The organism is Streptomyces sp. NPDC079141, from assembly GCF_040686775.1.
Classification (GTDB): Bacteria; Actinomycetota; Actinomycetes; order Streptomycetales; family Streptomycetaceae; genus Streptomyces.
On record NZ_JBFBLP010000003.1, the window covers coordinates 136,264 to 152,046 of the forward strand.

The 15,783-nt window shown below is 72.6% G+C and carries 15 protein-coding genes; 4 read left to right on the forward strand and 11 right to left on the reverse strand.

Going from position 1 to position 15,783, the window contains the following annotated elements:
- Positions 1-38: 38 nt before the first annotated feature.
- The 6 genes from AB0Q90_RS10305 to AB0Q90_RS10330 all read right to left on the reverse strand — a co-directional run bounded on the left by AB0Q90_RS10305 (position 39) and on the right by AB0Q90_RS10330 (position 7,290).
- On the reverse strand, positions 39-815 hold the full coding sequence (locus AB0Q90_RS10305) for an SGNH/GDSL hydrolase family protein (protein WP_363162219.1): 777 nt from the start codon (positions 813-815) through the stop codon (positions 39-41).
- Positions 816-894: 79 nt separating this feature from the next.
- Positions 895-1,908: a hemolysin family protein gene (locus AB0Q90_RS10310; RefSeq protein WP_363162220.1), complete on the reverse strand. Its 1,014-nt coding sequence runs from the start codon at positions 1,906-1,908 to the stop codon at positions 895-897.
- Entirely contained in the window at positions 1,905-3,254 is a 1,350-nt protein-coding gene (locus AB0Q90_RS10315; RefSeq protein ID WP_363162221.1) for a hemolysin family protein, read from the reverse strand. The genes AB0Q90_RS10310 and AB0Q90_RS10315 overlap by 4 nt, the downstream gene beginning before the upstream one ends.
- 145 nt (positions 3,255-3,399) lie before the next feature.
- Entirely contained in the window at positions 3,400-3,825 is a 426-nt protein-coding gene (locus tag AB0Q90_RS10320; RefSeq protein WP_363162222.1) for a GNAT family N-acetyltransferase, read from the reverse strand.
- 65 nt (positions 3,826-3,890) lie between these two features.
- Complete coding sequence (locus AB0Q90_RS10325; RefSeq protein WP_363162223.1) at positions 3,891-6,458, reverse strand: ABC transporter permease; 2,568 nt, start codon at positions 6,456-6,458, stop codon at positions 3,891-3,893.
- A 4-nt stretch (positions 6,459-6,462) separates the two neighbouring features.
- Positions 6,463-7,290 carry an ABC transporter ATP-binding protein gene (locus AB0Q90_RS10330; RefSeq protein ID WP_363162224.1) on the reverse strand — a complete coding sequence of 276 codons (828 nt, stop codon included), beginning with the start codon at positions 7,288-7,290 and terminating at the stop codon, positions 6,463-6,465.
- Positions 7,291-7,464: 174 nt separating this feature from the next.
- Here AB0Q90_RS10330 and AB0Q90_RS10335 point away from each other — a divergent pair, with 174 nt between their 5' ends.
- Positions 7,465-7,713 carry a toxin-antitoxin system HicB family antitoxin gene (locus AB0Q90_RS10335; protein ID WP_363162225.1) on the forward strand — a complete coding sequence of 83 codons (249 nt, stop codon included), beginning with the start codon at positions 7,465-7,467 and terminating at the stop codon, positions 7,711-7,713.
- A gap of 4 nt (positions 7,714-7,717) precedes the next feature.
- Positions 7,718-8,092, forward strand: a complete 375-nt coding sequence (locus tag AB0Q90_RS10340; protein ID WP_363162226.1) for a fic family toxin-antitoxin system, toxin component — start codon at positions 7,718-7,720, stop codon at positions 8,090-8,092.
- On the opposite strand, the gene AB0Q90_RS10345 is transcribed toward AB0Q90_RS10340, so the two are convergent.
- Entirely contained in the window at positions 8,093-8,779 is a 687-nt protein-coding gene (locus tag AB0Q90_RS10345) for a class I SAM-dependent methyltransferase (protein WP_363162227.1), read from the reverse strand. It abuts the gene before it with no gap.
- Positions 8,780-8,891: 112 nt separating this feature from the next.
- Positions 8,892-9,578, reverse strand: a complete 687-nt coding sequence (locus tag AB0Q90_RS10350; RefSeq protein WP_363162228.1) for an alpha/beta fold hydrolase — start codon at positions 9,576-9,578, stop codon at positions 8,892-8,894.
- A 118-nt stretch (positions 9,579-9,696) separates the two neighbouring features.
- Between AB0Q90_RS10350 and AB0Q90_RS10355 the strand changes: the two genes are divergently transcribed.
- Both AB0Q90_RS10355 and AB0Q90_RS10360 read left to right on the forward strand, forming a co-directional pair.
- The gene (locus AB0Q90_RS10355) at positions 9,697-12,030 is read left to right on the forward strand and encodes a helix-turn-helix transcriptional regulator (protein ID WP_363162302.1); all 2,334 of its coding nucleotides are present in this window, start codon (positions 9,697-9,699) and stop codon (positions 12,028-12,030) included.
- Complete coding sequence (locus AB0Q90_RS10360) at positions 12,027-12,521, forward strand: hypothetical protein (protein WP_363162229.1); 495 nt, start codon at positions 12,027-12,029, stop codon at positions 12,519-12,521. The genes AB0Q90_RS10355 and AB0Q90_RS10360 overlap by 4 nt, the downstream gene beginning before the upstream one ends.
- 4 nt (positions 12,522-12,525) lie before the next feature.
- Here AB0Q90_RS10360 and bioD read toward each other — a convergent pair whose 3' ends face one another.
- Genes bioD through bioB form a run of 3 tightly spaced genes read right to left on the reverse strand, consistent with a single transcriptional unit; the run spans position 12,526 to position 15,686 of the window.
- A complete protein-coding gene (gene bioD, locus AB0Q90_RS10365; protein WP_363162230.1) occupies positions 12,526-13,242 on the reverse strand; it encodes a dethiobiotin synthase in 717 nt (238 codons plus the stop codon).
- A 1-nt stretch (position 13,243) separates the two neighbouring features.
- Positions 13,244-14,524: an adenosylmethionine--8-amino-7-oxononanoate transaminase gene (locus AB0Q90_RS10370; protein WP_363162231.1), complete on the reverse strand. Its 1,281-nt coding sequence runs from the start codon at positions 14,522-14,524 to the stop codon at positions 13,244-13,246.
- Complete coding sequence (gene bioB, locus AB0Q90_RS10375; protein WP_363162232.1) at positions 14,517-15,686, reverse strand: biotin synthase BioB; 1,170 nt, start codon at positions 15,684-15,686, stop codon at positions 14,517-14,519. Before bioB ends, AB0Q90_RS10370 begins: the two co-directional genes overlap by 8 nt.
- Positions 15,687-15,783: the final 97 nt, after the last annotated feature.

The window sequence follows — 15,783 nt, forward strand, 5'->3', positions numbered from 1 at the left end:
TGCCACGGGCCCGTTCGGCGGAACCTACGAGACGCGGGTCACTGACCCTCGTACGGCAGGAGCTCGGGCCGCTTCGCCGGCAGGCCGTCGCCCGAGGAGCGGCCGGTGAGGCGGCGGCCGATCCACGGCAGCAGGTGCTGCCGGGCGAACCGCGCGTCCGCGACCCGCCGGGTGACCCAGCCCGGCGGCAGTGCGGCCGGCAGCGGGGTGCGCCACTCGGGGTCCTCGGGCTCGTAGCCGAGCGTCTGCCACACCCCTTCCGCGACCCGGCGGTGGCCCTCGGCGGTCAGGTGCAGCCGGTCCACGTCCCACAGCCGCGGATCGCTGAGCGAGGCGGCGCCGTACAGGTCGACGACCAGTGCGCCGTGCCGTTGGGCCAGCTCCTCGACGCAGGTGAACAGCTCCTCCATGCGCGGCCGGAACCGCTCCAGCACGGGGCCCTGGCGGCCCGGGCTGCGCATGAGCACGAGCTGCTTGCACGAGGGGGCCAGCCGTTCCACGGCCTCCTCCAGCAGCCCGGTCACCCGTCCCATGTCGCACTTGGGCCGCAGGGTGTCGTTCAGGCCGCCGACCAGGGTCACCACGTCGGCCTCCATGGCCGCCGCCACCCCGACCTGCTCCTCGACGATCTGGCTGATCAGCTTCCCCCGCACCGCGAGGTTGGCGTACCGGAAACCGGGCGACCGGGCGGCCATCCGTCCGGCGAGGACATCGGCCCAGCCCCGGTAGGAACCGTCCGGGAGCAGGTCCGACATGCCTTCGGTGAAGGAGTCGCCGACGGCGACAAGGCTGGTGTGTGCGGGGTTCGTCTGCATGGCGGGGCAAATGGTATCCCGAGGCGCATACCCATTGGTCGGTCACCCCGGGATCCACCGATCCGCCACACGACACCCGTCACACCCGGCGGCCGAACAGCTCCCGCAGCACGTCCTCCATCGTCACCAGCCCCGACAGCCGCCCGTCGTCCCCGAGCACGGCCGCCAGGTGGGTACGGCTGCCCCGCATCGCGGTGAGCACGTCGTCCTGCGGGGTGCTCTCCCGTACCTGCGCGATGGGGCGTATGTCCGGCACCCGGAACGGCAGGTCCTTCGGGGAGGCGTCCAGGGCGTCCTTCACATGGAGATAGCCGACGATGCGGCGCCCCTCGTCCACCACCGGGAAGCGGGAGAAGCCGGACTCGGCCGACAGGCCCTCCAGCTCCTCCGGAGTGACGCCCACGCGCGCGTAGACGACGCGTTCCAGCGGGAGCACCACGTCGCGCACGGGCCTGCGGCCCAGCTCCAGCGCGTCGTGCAGGCGCTCGCGGGCCCGCTCGTCGATCAGTCCCGCCTCTCCGGAGTCCCGTACGAGCCGTGCCAGCTCGGCGTCCGAGAAGGTCGCGGTGACCTCGTCCTTGGTCTCCACGCGCAGCAGCTTCAGCAGGGCGTTCGCGAAGGCGTTGATGGTGAAGATCACCGGACGCAGCGCCCGGGAGAGGGTCACCAGCGGCGGGCCGAGCAGCAGCGCGCTGCGCACCGGTTCCGCGAGCGCGACGTTCTTCGGCACCATCTCGCCGAGGAGCATGTGCAGATACGTCGCCAGGGTCAGCGCGATCACGAAGGACACCGCGTGTCCCGCACCCTCCGGCACGCCGATGGCGTGGAACACCGGCTCCAGCAGATGCTCGATCGCCGGTTCGGCGACGATGCCCAGGATCAGCGTGCACAGCGTGATGCCGAGCTGGGCCGCGGCCATCAGCGCGGACACGTGCTCCAGGCCCCACAGCACGCTCTTCGCGCGCCGGTCGCCCTGCTCGGCGTAGGGCTCGATCTGGCTGCGGCGCACCGAGATCAGCGCGAACTCGGCGCCCACGAAGAAGGCGTTGACGACGAGGGTCGCCAGACCGATCAGCAACTGGATCACGGTCACAGCTTCTCCTCCTTGTCGTCGTGGGCGGTGTCGGGGTCATCGGCGAGGGGCTCGTGCAGCAGCACGCGCGCGGCACGGCGGCCCGAGGCGTCGGTGACGTCCAGCTGCCACCCGGCGACCCGCACGGTGTCACCCACCTCGGGAATCCGGCCGAGCTCGGCCGCGACCAGCCCGGCCAGCGTCTCGTAGGGCCCGTCCGGCGCCCTGAGCCCCACGCGCGCGAGCTGGTCGATACGGGCCGAGCCGTCGGCCGAGTACAGGGCCCGGCCGCTGTCGTCGCTGCCCGCGGAGGCCAGGTCCGGTGTCTCGTGCGGGTCGTGCTCGTCCCGCACCTCGCCGACGACCTCCTCGACGATGTCCTCCAGCGTGGCCACGCCCGCCGTGCCGCCGTACTCGTCGATCACGACGGCCATCGTGCGCTTGCCGGAGAGCCGGTCCAGCAGCCGGTCGACCGTGAGGGTCTCCGGGACCAGCAGCGGCTCGCGCATCAGCTCGGAGACGGGGACCCGGGTCCGGCGCTCGGCGGGGACGGCCAGGATGTCCTTGATGTGGGCGGTGCCCACGACCGAGTCGAGGTTGCCGCGGTAGACCGGGAACCGGGACAGTCCGGTCGCGCGCGTCGCGTTCGCCACGTCCTCGCAGGTGGCCTGCGCGTCCAGGGCGATGACCTGCACGCGCGGTGTCATCACGTTCTCCGCGGTGAGGTCCGCGAGGTTCAGGGTCCGGACGAACAGCTCGGCGGTGTCCGCCTCCAGGGCGCCCTGCTTCGCCGAGTGCCGGGCGAGCGCCGCCAGCTCCTGCGGTCCGCGCGCGGAGGCCAGTTCCTCGGCGGGCTCCACGCCCAGACGGCGCACTATGCGGTTGGCCGAGTTGTTCAGGTGCGTGATGAAGGGGCGGAAGGCGGCGCTGAACCAGCGCTGCGCGTTGCCCACGCTCTTGGCCACAGCCAGCGGCGAGGAGATCGCCCAGTTCTTCGGCACCAGCTCGCCGACGACCATCAGGACCACGGTGGACAGGGCAGTACCGATCACCAGGGCGATCGAGCTCGCCGTGGAGGGCGAGGCGCCGAGCGACTCCAGGGGGCCCGCGAGCAGCCGCGCGATCGACGGCTCGGCGAGCATGCCGACCACCAGGTTGGTGACGGTGATGCCGAGCTGCGCCCCGGAAAGCTGGAAGGTCAGGTTCCGTACGGCCTTCAGGGCGCCGGCGGCACCCCGCTCGCCGCGTTCCACGGCCTGTTCGAGGTCGCCGCGCTCGACCGTGGTCAGCGAGAACTCCGCGGCGACGAAGGCGCCGCAGGCCACCGAGAGCAGGATCGCCACCAGCAGCAGGAGCACTTCGGTCATCGGGTCACCTCCGTCCCATGGTCGGACAGGGTGGCAAGGAGCGCGCGATGTCGCGTACTGGGAGGCTCGCCCATGGGCGGACGCTCACACACCTTTCATTGGAGGACCGAGTGGTCCCCCAAGGGTAAAGGACGGGCAAAAGGTGTCAGTCGGTGAGCGGCTTGACCCAGCGCCGCCACTCCTCCTGAGGCGCGTAGCCGGCCGCATGCCACGCGTGGTGCGCCAGCTCGTTGCGCTGGAGCACCATCGCGTCGCCGCGCCGCCCGCCGAGCGCCACGAAGCGTTCCTCGGCCGCGGTGAGCAGGGCCGAGCCGATGCCCTGGCGGCGCCGGTCGGGGTGGACCGCGAGCCGGTACAGATGGCAGCGCCAGCCGTCGAAACCGGCGATCACCGTGCCGACCAGCTCGCCATTGCGCTCGGCCAGGACGAGCGCCTCGGGGTCGCGGGCGACCAGCCGCTCCACCCCGGCCCGGTCGTCGCTGATGCTCGTCCCCTCGGCGGCCGTCTTCCAGAAGGCCAGCACGGTGTCGAGGTCCTCGGGCCCGGCGGCTCGTATCCGCAGATCAGTCATGCGGCGATCCCACCACGCGCGCAGCGCCGGGCACCCGGAATTCCGGTATGCGGACCGAGGCGCCCTCACTCGTGCGCGATGGCCGCCAGCACGTTCATCCGGGAGGCGCGCAGCGCCGGCAGCAGGGCCGCCACGATGCCCACCACCGCCGAGCCCACCACTACCGCGACGATCGTGCCCCACGGGATCGCCAGGGCCGTCATGCCCTGGAGGGCCAGGACCTGCTGGGTGCACACCCCCCACACCAGGCCGAGACCGAGCCCCAGCACCGCGCCGAACACCGCGATCACCACCGACTCCAGCCGGATCATGCGGCGCAGCTGGACCCGCGAGAGGCCGATGGCCCGCAGCAGCCCGATCTCCCGGGTCCGCTCCACCACCGACAGGGCGAGGGTGTTGACCACACCGAGCACCGCGATGACGATCGCGAGGCCGAGCAGCGCGTACACCAGGTACAGCAGGACGGCGATCTGGTCGCGCACCAGCTCCTTGTAGTCGGCCAGGTCCCGGACCTGCACCTGGGGGTACGGGTCGAGCGTCTGCTCCAGGTTCGCGCGCAGTTCGTCGGCGCCGGTGCCCGAGTCCGCGTTGACGTACAGCGCGGACTCCTGACCGCCCGGCGCGTACTTGTCGAGCGTGGCCAGGCCGAAGAACATGCCTCCCTGGGTGCCGAACCCCTCGGCCCCCTCCTGGTCGGTCAGCGCGCCGACGGTGAGTTCGGTCCTGCCTCCGCCCTGGAACTCGACACCGACCGTGGAGCCGACGCGGACGCCGTGGTCACGGGCGAAGTCGCGGTCCATCGCCATCCGCCCGTCGGCGAGGGCGTCAGCGCTGCCGCCCTGCGCGTAGGTGATGGTGGCGACGTCGTCGAGCTGCGGGTCGTAGGCCGCGGCGGTCGTCTCCACGCGGTCGCCGTCCGGGAGGGTGGCGGCGATCGGCGTGAACCGCGAGCGCACGACCAGCCCCACGCCCTCGGTGTCGCGCACCTTGTCGGTGACCTCCTGCGGGAAGGCCAGGAAGTTGGTGTTCTGGACGACGAAGTCGGCGCCGAGGGTTTTGTCGATCTGCTCGTCGAACGATTTCGTCATCGAGGCGCTCGCCACCGACATCCCGCCGACCAGCGCGAGCCCGACCATCAGGGCGGCCGCGGTGGCCCCGGTCCGCCGCGGGTTGCGCAGCGCGTTGCGCTGGCTCATCCGGCCGATCGAGCCGAACAGCGCGGGGAAGGCCGCCCCCAGGACCCGGATCACGGGCCGCACGAGGAGCGGACCGGCGATCACGGTCGCGATGAGCGTCAGGACCACGCCGAGGCCCAGCAGGGAGGCGGACGTCGAGGTGTCGGCCGAGGCGACGCACCCCACCAGGGCCGCCGCACCCGCCGCGCCGACGATCGAGCCCACCACCGCGCGCGTGCGCAGCGGCCGGCCGATCCCGGCGATCTCGGCGTCCGCGAGCGCCGCCATCGGCGAGACGCCGGCCGCGCGCCGCGCCGGCAGATACGCGGCCACGAAGGTGACGCCGACGCCGACGACGTAGGCCGAGACGGGGGTGGCCCAGCCGATCACCATGTCGGCGGACCTGATGTTCATGCCGAGCAGGCCCAGCAGCTCGATGAGCCCGACGGCCAGCCCGACGCCCGTGGCCAGACCCAGCGTGGAGCCCACCAGGCCGAGCAGCAGGGCCTCGGTGAGCACCGAGCGGCGGACCTGCCGCCGGTCGGCGCCCAGGGCGCGCAGCAGGCCCAGCTCCCGGGTGCGCTGGGCGATCAGCATCGAGAACGTGTTGACGATCAGGAACACACCGACGAGCGTGGCGATCCCGGCGAAGCCGAGCATGACGTACTTGATGACGTCGAGGAATCCGCCCAGCTCCTCGACGTCCGACTCGGCCTGCTCGTCGGCGGTGCGGAAGTCGTAGGTGCCCGAGCCGAGCGCGGCGGTCACGCGCCGCTTGAGCTCCGGGTCGCTGACCCCGTCCTCGGCGTCCACGGAGATGCTGGTCGCGCCCTGCGGATCGCCCAGCAGCCGGGCCTGTGCGGTCGGGGTGTCGAAGAAGACCAGCGCGGCACCGGGGTTGGTGGTGGTGAAGGTGACGATGCCGACGACCTCGACCTTGAACGAGCCCGGCCGGGCGATGACGTTGAGCGTGTCCCCGATCGCCACGTCCTTGCGGTCGGCCGTCTCGGAGTCGATCAGCACCTGTCCCGCACCCTCGGGAGCGTGACCGGAGGTCAGCTCGACCGGGCTGCGCTCGGTGGGGTTCCAGTTCACGCCGATCGTGGGGGCGCCGGTGGTCGGGCCCACGGGTTCGTTGTCCTCGTCGGCGACGGTGATGGTGTCCACGTCGACGTCCGCGCGGGCGGCCGCGACCCCGTCCACCTGGGCCACGCGCTCCGCGAGGGAGGCCGGCAGGGTGGGGGTGAAGCCGGAGGGCACGGCCTCGTCGAGGTTCTCCCGCGGGCTGACCGTGACATCGGCGGCGGTAGAGGCGAACAGCCGGTCGAAGGTGCGGCTGACGGTGTCCGAGAAGATCAGGCTGCCCGCGACGAACGCCACGGAAAGGATCACGGCGAGAGCGGAGAGCAGCAGCCGCCCCTTGTGGGCGAGGAAACTGCGCAGGGTCGCCTTGAGCACCGGGTCAGTCCTCCTTGGCGGTGTCGACGGCACCGTCCGCCTGGCTGCGGATCACGTCGAACCGCTTCATCCGCTCCAGCACCGCCTCCGCCGTGGGCCGCTCCATGGCGTCCACGATCCGGCCGTCGCCGAGGAAGAGCACCAGGTCGGAGTGGGCGGCGGCGCCCGGGTCGTGGGTGACCATGACGACGGTCTGGCCCAGTTCGTCCACCGCGTCGCGCAGGAAGCCGAGCACCTCAAGACCGGCCCGTGAGTCCAGGTTGCCGGTGGGCTCGTCCGCGAAGATCAGCTCGGGGCGGGAGGCGAGGGCGCGGGCGCAGGCCACGCGCTGCTGCTGGCCGCCGGAGAGCTGCGCGGGCCGGTGCCTCAGCCGGTCGCGCAGGCCTAGCGTGTCGATGACCTGGTCCAGCCACTTCTCGTCGGGCTTCTTGCCCGCGATGTCCATCGGCAGGGTGATGTTCTCGGCGGCGTTCAGGGTCGGGATCAGGTTGAACGACTGGAACATGAACCCGATCCGGTCCCGGCGCAGGCGGGTCAGCTCGCGGTCCTTGAGCCCCGTGATCTCGGTGTCGCCGAGCCACACCTGTCCGGCCGAGACGTTGTCGAGCCCCGCCAGGCAGTGCATCAGGGTGGACTTGCCCGAGCCCGAAGGCCCCATGACGGCGGTGAAGCGTCCGCGCGCGATGTCGACGTCGACGGAGTCCAGGGCGAGCACGGTCGTCTCGCCGGAGCCGTAGGCCTTGGTCAGACCGCGGGCGCGGGCCGCGATCCCGTCGGCCGAGGCGTGCTCCGCAGCAGGAGTGGACAAGGCTGCCTCCTCGATCGTTGACATCGCGACTTCCTTGTCAGGGCCGAGCCTAATGTGACGCGGCGCACACCTGTATCCCCCCTGGGGTCGAGGCGACCTCCACCCCAGGGTGTGCCCCTGATACCGGTGTAAGGGGCACGTTCCGTCGTGCCGAAAGCCCCCTTGCTCCTGCTAGCGCCTCGGCGCTAGCTTCGACATATGGCGAAGACCCAGCTGAACGTCCGCGTCGACGAAGGCACCGCCCGCGCGGCCCGCGAACGCGCCCTGGCCCGCGGCATGAGCGTCAACCGCTACATCGAGGAACTGGTCAGACAGGACACCGGCGAGGTCGGCCACACCTTCGTGGAGGCCGCCGCCGACTTCATGAAGCAGTACGAGGCCGTCTTCGCCGAGGAGTTCGGCGCCGACGGTGTTCCGTCGGAGCGCACGCGCGAAGGTCGTCGTTGATCCGTTGAGCAACCTCAGGATCGACCTCGCCTGGCTGCTGATGCTCGCCGAACAGCACACCCCGGGTGACCCGCAGGTCACCGACTGGGGCGCCCTGGTCGCCGCCGTCGCACGCCACGAGGCCGAGATATTCGACGTCCCCGTCTACGACAGCCCGCACGCCCGCGCCGCCGCGCTGCTGCAACTCCTCATCCACGTCCCGGCGTTGGAGCGCTCCAACGCCCTGTTCGCCTCCGCCGTCGCCTACGCCTACCTCGTCGCCAGCGGCCTGAAGGTCGTCACCTCGCCCGAACAGGTCCGCGAACTGGCCCGGCTCGTCAAGAGCGGCGAGGCCTCGGTGCAGGACATCGCGCAGGAACTGCGGCAGTGGAGCCTGTGATCACTCCTCCGCCGCCGGCCGCCACGCGGTGCCGAGCACGCAGTAGGAGGTGGGCAGCTTCGGCCCGTGCTCCGGCATGAACACCCGCCGGTAGGGGCCGAGTTCGAACCCGGCGTCCCTGAGGGACGCGACCGGCTCCCGGGCCGTGTGGCAGCCGCCGCTCAGCAGCGGCCACACCGTGCGGTCCAGGGCCTGCTGGGTGAGGGTCATCGCGCGCCCGCCGCCCCGCCCGTGCTCGAAGAACCGCACGACACCGCCGGGCCGCAGCACCCGCCGTACCTCCGACAGGGCGCGCGGCACGTCACGGACGCTGCACAGCACCAGGGAGAGCACCACCGCGTCGAACGCCTCGCTCTTGACGGGCAGGGCCTCCGCCGCGCCCGGCACGACATCGACGGGCACCTCGGCGTGCAGGGCCGCGTCCACGGCCAACTGCCGCAGCAGGCGCTCCGGTTCGATCGCCACGACCTCCGAGACGGCGCGCGGGTAGTGCGCGAAGTTCAGTCCGTTGCCCGCGCCGATCTCGATCACGCGCCCGGACAGACCGGTCAGCAGCCGTTCGCGCACGGCACCCATGCCCAGACGGGTCTCGGCGTTCACGCTCACACGGGCGTAGCAGCGGGCGAACAGCGGGTGGTGCACGGCATCCCGCGGCACCGCGCGGGTGCCGGCGGACCGAAGCGGCATGGGGACCTCCGGGGCAGGACGGGCCGTACCCCGATTGTCCCCCGAACGCGCCCCGCGCACCCCCGCTGTCCGCCCCCGATCGGGCTCGGATCGAGGGCGGATCGGGGGCGGATCAGGCGATGAAGTCCCGTACCTGCTGGTACACGCCGTAGTCGTTGTTCATGTCGGTGTGCGAGATGCAGCCGACCTCGACGTTCGTCGCCCCGCTCAGGATCGCGGTGGTGTCCGGGGTGAGCGCGTCGTCGCAGTTCGACCAGTAGCTGGCGTACGCGACGCTGCCCGGTGTCTCGTCGCCGGAGTTCAGCGAGGTGAGGAAGGAGCTGCCGGTGTTCATCTCGGCGCACGAGGTGTACAGCCAGGCGCACCAGGACGCGGTGCTCGTCCCGTGGTTCGTGCCGGCCGTCGAGACGAAGTCGTCCACGTACGCCGTCCCGCCGAGGTTCTTCAGGTAGTAGCGGGAGCTGAGCGCGCCCATCGAGTGCACGACCACGTCGACCTTCTCGGCGCCGGTCTGGGTGCGCACGGTGTTGATGTACGTGGCCAGCTGACGCGCGGTGGTGACGTTCGACTGGGACCAGTCGTAGGAGATCGCGTACAGCTCCGAGGACGTGTACCCGTCGGCCTTGAAGTCGGCGATCCAGTCGTCCCAGCTACTGGCCGAACTGCTCAGACCGTGTACGAAGACCACGGGGTTGTGGGTCGCCGCGTGGGCGGGTGTGGGGGCGAAGGAGAGGGACAGAAGGAGCGATGCGGCAACGGCCGAGACGGCCGTCGCGATACGACGCTTGTGGCGCTGCATGGTGCCTCCTGAAGCATGTGGGGTCGCCAGGAGTGTCAACCGGGGTCTACGCGCGCCGCATCGGCGAAATCGCCGGTCTTTACGGTTCAATTAACTCGCCAGTAACGTCGTTGGCGTGGTGACTCCGGTGAACCCCCCGCCCCTCGAACGCACTTCGCCACCGCAGCGCACGCTCTCCGAACTCCCCGAGGGCGTCCGGGTGCGGGTGCTGCGCGCCGTGTACGGGAATCAGCGCGCCGCCGCCGAACTCGTACCGCGGCTGACCGCACGTCAGGCGTCCGGCCTCGACCCGCTCCCGGCCGAACCCGCCGCCCTCGCACCCGCGTTGCTGCGCGCGCACCGCGCGGAGATCCACGCCCTGCCGGACGACACACGCCTGCTGTTGCTGCTGGCGGCGGCCGACCAGTACCCGGTCGCCACCCATGCCTTCCTGCGCGCCGTCACGGCCGCCCGCCTCGACACTCGGCCGATGGACGCCGCCGAAGCGGCGGGCGTCGCGCATGCCGGGGCGGGCGGGGTCGTCTTCCGCGACGCGTGGACCAGGATCGCCGCGTACGAGACCGGAAGCCCCGCGGACCGGCGCGACGTCCACCGGCTGCTCGCGCGCGTGCTGCGCGGCGAGGGGGAGACGCCACGGCGGTCCTGGCACCGGGGTGCGGGCGCGCTCGGCCCGAGCGGGCGGCTCGCGGCGGAACTGGGCGACGCCGCACGGATCGTCGGCGAGGCCGGGCTGCTCGGCCTCGCCCGCGCCCTCGCCGAACGCGCCGCCGCACTCAGCCCCGACCCGCCCGAGCAGACCCGCCTGCGCACCGAAGCCGCCACCTACGCCTGGCACTCCGGCGACGGCGACCACGCCCGCCACCTGGCCGGCACAACCACCGACAACACCCTGACCGGCATCCTCGCCCTGCGCACCGGGAACGCGACGGAGGCGTTCGACGCCCTGCTGACGGCGGCGCAGGAGACCGGGCGGGCGGCACGCGCCACGCCGACGGCGGTGGCTGCCGTCCCCGCCACCCACCTCCTCGCCCTGCGCACCGGGAATGCGACGGAGGCGTTCGACCCGCTGCTGACAGCGGCGCAGGGGACCGGGCGGGCGGCGGCGCGCTCCACGCCGACGGCGCCTGCGGTGGTGGCCGCCCCCGACCCCGCCACCCACCTCCTCGCCCGCGCCACCGAAGCCGCCATCTACACCGGTGACCTGCGGCATTTCCGGGAGGCGGCACGGGTTGCCGGGCGGATGGGGGCCGGAGTGCCGGGCACGCTCGGCGGGCTGGCGGCGGCCTTCGAGGGGCGGTACGGGGAGGCCCGGGACCTGCTGGAGGCGGCGGCCGGAGGCTGCGGACCCGGGGGAGACCCCACCCTTCTCGTGCACGCGGGCATCGCCGCCCTCCTGCTCGGCGATCACTCCCGGGCCACCACCGCCACGCTCCGCGCGGCCGCCTCCGCCCGGGCCCGGGGTACTACGGCCGTGATCGCGCAGGCGATGGAGTTCCGAGCCTACGCGGACTTCTGGACCGGCCGTCCCCGGGCCGGCGAGGCCGCCGCGATCGACGCGCTGTGGCAGGCCCACGCCACCGGACAGGACAACGGGGCGTGTCATCTCCAGGCCGCCCTCGCCATGTTCGCTGCGCTCACCGGTGACGCGGACGTCTGCCGCGAACGCGCCACGACGGCACGGTCGTACGCCCTCGCCCGCGGCCTGGGCCTGCCCGCCGCGCTCGCGCAGTGGGCGCTCGCGGTGCTCGACCTCGGCAGTGGCCGGTTCGCCGCCGCCGCGGCCCGGCTGCGCGCGCTGGCCGGATTCGGTCCGGGCCACGGCCACCGGGCCATCCGCCATCTGGCCACCCCGCACTACGTCGAGGCCGCCGTCCGCACCGGTGACACCCGGATCGCCCGGGTCGCCCACGCCGACTACCACCGCTGGGCGAGCACCGTGGGCAGCCCGGACGACCTGGCCCTCAGCGCCCGCTGCCGCGCCCTGTTCGCGTCCGGCGCCGACGCCGTGGAGCACTACCGCACAGCCCTCGACCTGCACGGACGCGGCACCCGCGACTTCGAACGCGCCCGCACCGAGCTGCTGTTCGGCAGTGCGCTGCGCAGGCTGCGACGGCGTACGGAGGCCCGCGACCGGCTGCACAGCGCCCTGGAGTCCTTCGAGTGCTTCGGCTCCCCGCACGGCGCGGCGCAGGCCCGCGCCGAACTCCGGGCCCTCGGAGCCCCGGCCGCCCCCGCACCGTCCGGCCCCGACGACCCCACGGCACGCCTCACCGCCCAGCAGCTCCTGGTGGCCCGCATGGCGGCCGACGGCGCCACCAACCGCGAGATCGCCGCCCGCCTCGCCCTCAGCCCCCGCACGATCGACCACCACCTGCGTGGCGTCTTCAACCGCCTGGGCATCCGCTCCCGGATCGAACTGGTACGCCTGCTCGCCGAACGGGACCCGGTGTGAGGGAAGATGCGCGGGTGTTCTACGAGGATCTCGCCGCGTACGACTACCTGGACGAGGAGTCGTTCATCGACCGGGAGTCGGGCCTCCACGGCCTCAGCTACCGACCTGTGTACGCCCGGCTGGCCGTCGGCCGGCTGGAGGCGGGTCGGCCGTATCCGACCGGCCCGGCCCCCACGGCGTTCGTCGAGAAACTGAAAGCTGTCCGGGCGGCCCAGTGGATGAACGTCTGCCTGGGGGTGCACCCTTGCGACCTGTGCCCCGAGGGCGAGGCCCCCGAGGGCAACGGCGAGATCCGCATCCCGGGCGAGCCGGGGACCGCCTATGCCGCCCCGGCGCTGATCGGCCACTACGTCGGAGCGCACGGCTACCGGCCGCCCCAGGTCTTCGTCGACGCCGTCATGGCCGTGGACGTCGACGCCTGGGCCGCCGCCCGCCGGCCGGACGTGCCCTTCCCCTGGGTCCCGGCCGACGCCGACCGTATGGAGGAGTAGCGGCTCAGGCCGCTTCCCGGCCCCGGAACTCCTCGGCGTCCCACGTCCCGCCCAGCCGCGGCCCCAGCCAACCCGGCGCCGCCGCACGGAAGTCGGCCGGTGACAGTGACCCCGCCCCGGCCGGCAGCGCGCCCAGGAGCGGCGCGTCGGCCACCTCCGGCAGGTCCGCCAGATTGCAACGCGACGCCAGATCGGGCGAGTCGGGCCAGCTGCCGATCACCACGCCCGCCAAGGTCAGGCCACGGGAGCGGAGTTCACGGGCCGTCAGCTCCGTGGAGTTCAGCGTGCCAAGACCCGCCGGGGCCACCACCACGACCGGTGCCCCCAGGAGTTCGGCCGCGTCCGCGAGTGTGCCGCCCTGCGCGTCGAAGCGGACGAGCAGGCCGCCCGCCCCCTCCACCAGGACCAGGTCGTGCTCGGTGGCGAGCTTGGCGGCGGCCTCGGCGATCTCGTGCGGCCGCACCGGCGCACGGCCTGCCCGGCGGGCCGCCGTGGCCGGCGCCAACGGGTCGGGGTAGCGGGCGAGTTCGGCGGTGGTCACGGCGCCCGCGAGCCGCGCGCACTCCTCGGCGTCCCCGCGCTCCTGCGGCCGTAGCCCCGTCTGGGCGGCCTTCAGTACGGCCACCGTGCGGCCGGAGGCGAGCGCCGTGGCGGCGACGGCGGCGGTCGTGACCGTCTTGCCGATCTCCGTGCCGGTGCCCGTGATCACCAGAACCGTCATCTCAACCCTCCCGCGCCGCCGCGCACACCGCACGCGCGATCCGCGCCACGTCCGCGTCCTGCGTGACGTACGGCGGCATCGTGTACACCAGGTCCCGGAACGGCCGCAGCCACACGCCTTCGCGCACGGCCGCCGCCGTCGCCGCGGCCATGTCCACCGGGTGGTCCAGCTGGACCACCCCGATGGCGCCCAGGACGCGTACGTCCCGCACGCCCGGCAGCTCAAGGGCGGGCGCCAGACCCTCTCGAAGCCCCGTCTCGATCCGCTTGACCTGCGCGAGCCAGTCCTGGCCCAGCAGCAGCTCGATCGAGGCGCAGGCCACCGAGGCCGCCAGCGGATTGCCCATGAACGTCGGCCCGTGCGCGAGTACCGGCACCTCGCCCCGCGAGATCCCCTCCGCCACCCGTGCCGTGCACAGCGTGGCGGCCATCGTCAGATAGCCGCCGGTCAGCGCCTTGCCCACGCACATCACGTCCGGCGTCACCGCCGCGTGGTCCGCCGCGAACAGCGCGCCCGTCCGCCCGAACCCGGTCGCGATCTCGTCGAACACCAGCAGCACGTCGTGCGCGTCGCACGCCTCGCGCAGCACCCGCAGATACGCGGGGGAGTGGAACCGCATCCCGCCCGCGCCCTGCACCACCGGCTCGACGATCACCGCCGCCAGTTCGTCCGCGTGCCGCTCGATCATCGACCGCAGATGGTCGGCGTAGGACTCCTCGTACTCCGCGGGCGGCGGGTCGGCGAACACCTGGCGCTGGAGCGCGCCGGCCCACAGCTCGTGCATCCCGCCCTCGGGGTCGCACACCGACATCGGCTGCCAGGTGTCGCCGTGGTAGCCGCCGCGCCAGGTCAGCAGCCGCTGTTTGCCGGGACGGCCGAGCGAGCGCCAGTACTGCAGGCACATCTTGACGGCGACCTCGACGGACACCGACCCCGAGTCGGCCAGGAAGACATGCTCCAGACCTTCGGGCGACATGTCGACAAGGAGCTTCGCGAGGCGTACGGCGGGCTCGTGGGTGAGCCCGCCGAACATCACATGGCTCATCCGGCCGAGCTGGTCGCGGGCGGCCTCGTTGAGTACCGGGTGGTTGTAGCCGTGGATGGCCGACCACCAGGACGACATCCCGTCCACCAGCTCGCCCGAGCCGTCGGCCAGGCTGAGCCGCACCCCGCTCGCCGACTCCACGACCAGCGGCTCCTGCCGGCCCGGCATGGGCCCGTAGGGATGCCACACATGCCTGCGGTCGAGCTCCAGCAGCTCGGGCACGCCCAGGTCAGGCATTGGGCGCGAGATCCGTTCCGGCGCCTCGACGGCGTACGGCGACCAGGTCGCTGCGGACCTCGCCGGGCTCCGTCTGCGCGGCCGGTGCGGAACCGCAGACGCCGCCGCCCTCGCCCGAGCCGCAGGCGCTCTCGTGGGAACCGCATCCGCCGCCCGCGACCCGGTGCTCCGGCAGGGTCACCTGGTCGGCGCCCTCCACCTCGAAGCCCGCGTCCGCGATCATCTCCAGGTCGGCCTTGCCGGCCTGGCCCTCACTGGTGAGGTAGTCGCCGAGGAAGATCGAGTTGGCCAGGTGCAGGGCGAGGGGCTGCATGGTGCGCAGATGGACCTCGCGGCCGCCGGCGATGCGGACCTCGACGTCCGGGCAGACGAACCGCACCATCGCCAGGATCCGCAGACAGCGCTGCGGGGTGAGGTTCCACTCCTTGGCCAGCGGGGTGCCCTCGAACGGGATCAGGAAGTTGACCGGCACCGAGTCCGGGTCCAGCTCACGCAGTGAGAAGACGACGTCGACCAGGTCCTCGTCGCTCTCGCCCATGCCCGCGATCAGCCCGGAGCAGGCGGACAGACCGGCCGCGTGCGCCTTCTGCACCGTGTCCACCCGGTCGGCGTAGGTGTGGGTGGTGGTGATCTCGCCGTAGGTGGACTCGGAGGTGTTCAGGTTGTGGTTGTAGGCGTCCGCGCCCGCCTCGCGCAGTCGCTCGGCCTGGCCGTCGGAGAGCAGACCGAGGCAGGCGCAGACCTCGACCTCCTCGTTCTGCTCCTTGATCGCCTTGATGGTGTCCGACACCCGGTCCACGTCCCGGTCGGTCGGACCGCGCCCGCTCGCCACCAGGCAGACGCGCTTGGCGCCGCCCGCGAGGCCGGCCGCGGCGGCCTGGGAGGCCTCGTCCGGCTTGAGCCAGGTGTACTTCAGGATCCCGGCCGTGGAGCCGAGCCGCTGGGAGCAGTAGGAGCAGTCCTCCGGGCACAAGCCCGACTTGAGGTTGACGAGGTAGTTCAGTTTCACCCGGCGGCCGAACCACTGCCGGCGCACCTTGCCGGCCGCGGCCACCACATCGAGCAGGTCGTCGTCGGAAGTGGCGAGGACGGCCAGGGCTTCCTCGCGGGTCGGCAGCTCGCGCCGCAGCCCCTTGTCCACCAGCGTGTTCAGCAGGTCCATGAGAGCTGATCCTGTCCTACGGAGGGGTCCCTGGCCAAGGAGAGTTCGCACAACACCGGCGCTTTGAGGTGTGGGTATTGCCACACCCTGGGCGGCT

Coding starts and splice junctions, on each gene's coding strand:
- AB0Q90_RS10305 (WP_363162219.1), bottom strand. CDS start 815: ATGCAGACGAACCCCGCACACACCAGCCTTGTCGCCGTCGGCGACTCC.
- AB0Q90_RS10315 (WP_363162221.1), bottom strand. CDS start 3,254: ATGACCGAAGTGCTCCTGCTGCTGGTGGCGATCCTGCTCTCGGTGGCC.
- AB0Q90_RS10320 (WP_363162222.1), bottom strand. CDS start 3,825: ATGACTGATCTGCGGATACGAGCCGCCGGGCCCGAGGACCTCGACACC.
- AB0Q90_RS10330 (WP_363162224.1), bottom strand. CDS start 7,290: ATGTCAACGATCGAGGAGGCAGCCTTGTCCACTCCTGCTGCGGAGCAC.
- AB0Q90_RS10335 (WP_363162225.1), top strand. CDS start 7,465: ATGGCGAAGACCCAGCTGAACGTCCGCGTCGACGAAGGCACCGCCCGC.
- AB0Q90_RS10345 (WP_363162227.1), bottom strand. CDS start 8,779: ATGCCGCTTCGGTCCGCCGGCACCCGCGCGGTGCCGCGGGATGCCGTG.
- AB0Q90_RS10350 (WP_363162228.1), bottom strand. CDS start 9,578: ATGCAGCGCCACAAGCGTCGTATCGCGACGGCCGTCTCGGCCGTTGCC.
- bioD (WP_363162230.1), bottom strand. CDS start 13,242: ATGACGGTTCTGGTGATCACGGGCACCGGCACGGAGATCGGCAAGACG.
- AB0Q90_RS10370 (WP_363162231.1), bottom strand. CDS start 14,524: ATGCCTGACCTGGGCGTGCCCGAGCTGCTGGAGCTCGACCGCAGGCAT.
- bioB (WP_363162232.1), bottom strand. CDS start 15,686: ATGGACCTGCTGAACACGCTGGTGGACAAGGGGCTGCGGCGCGAGCTG.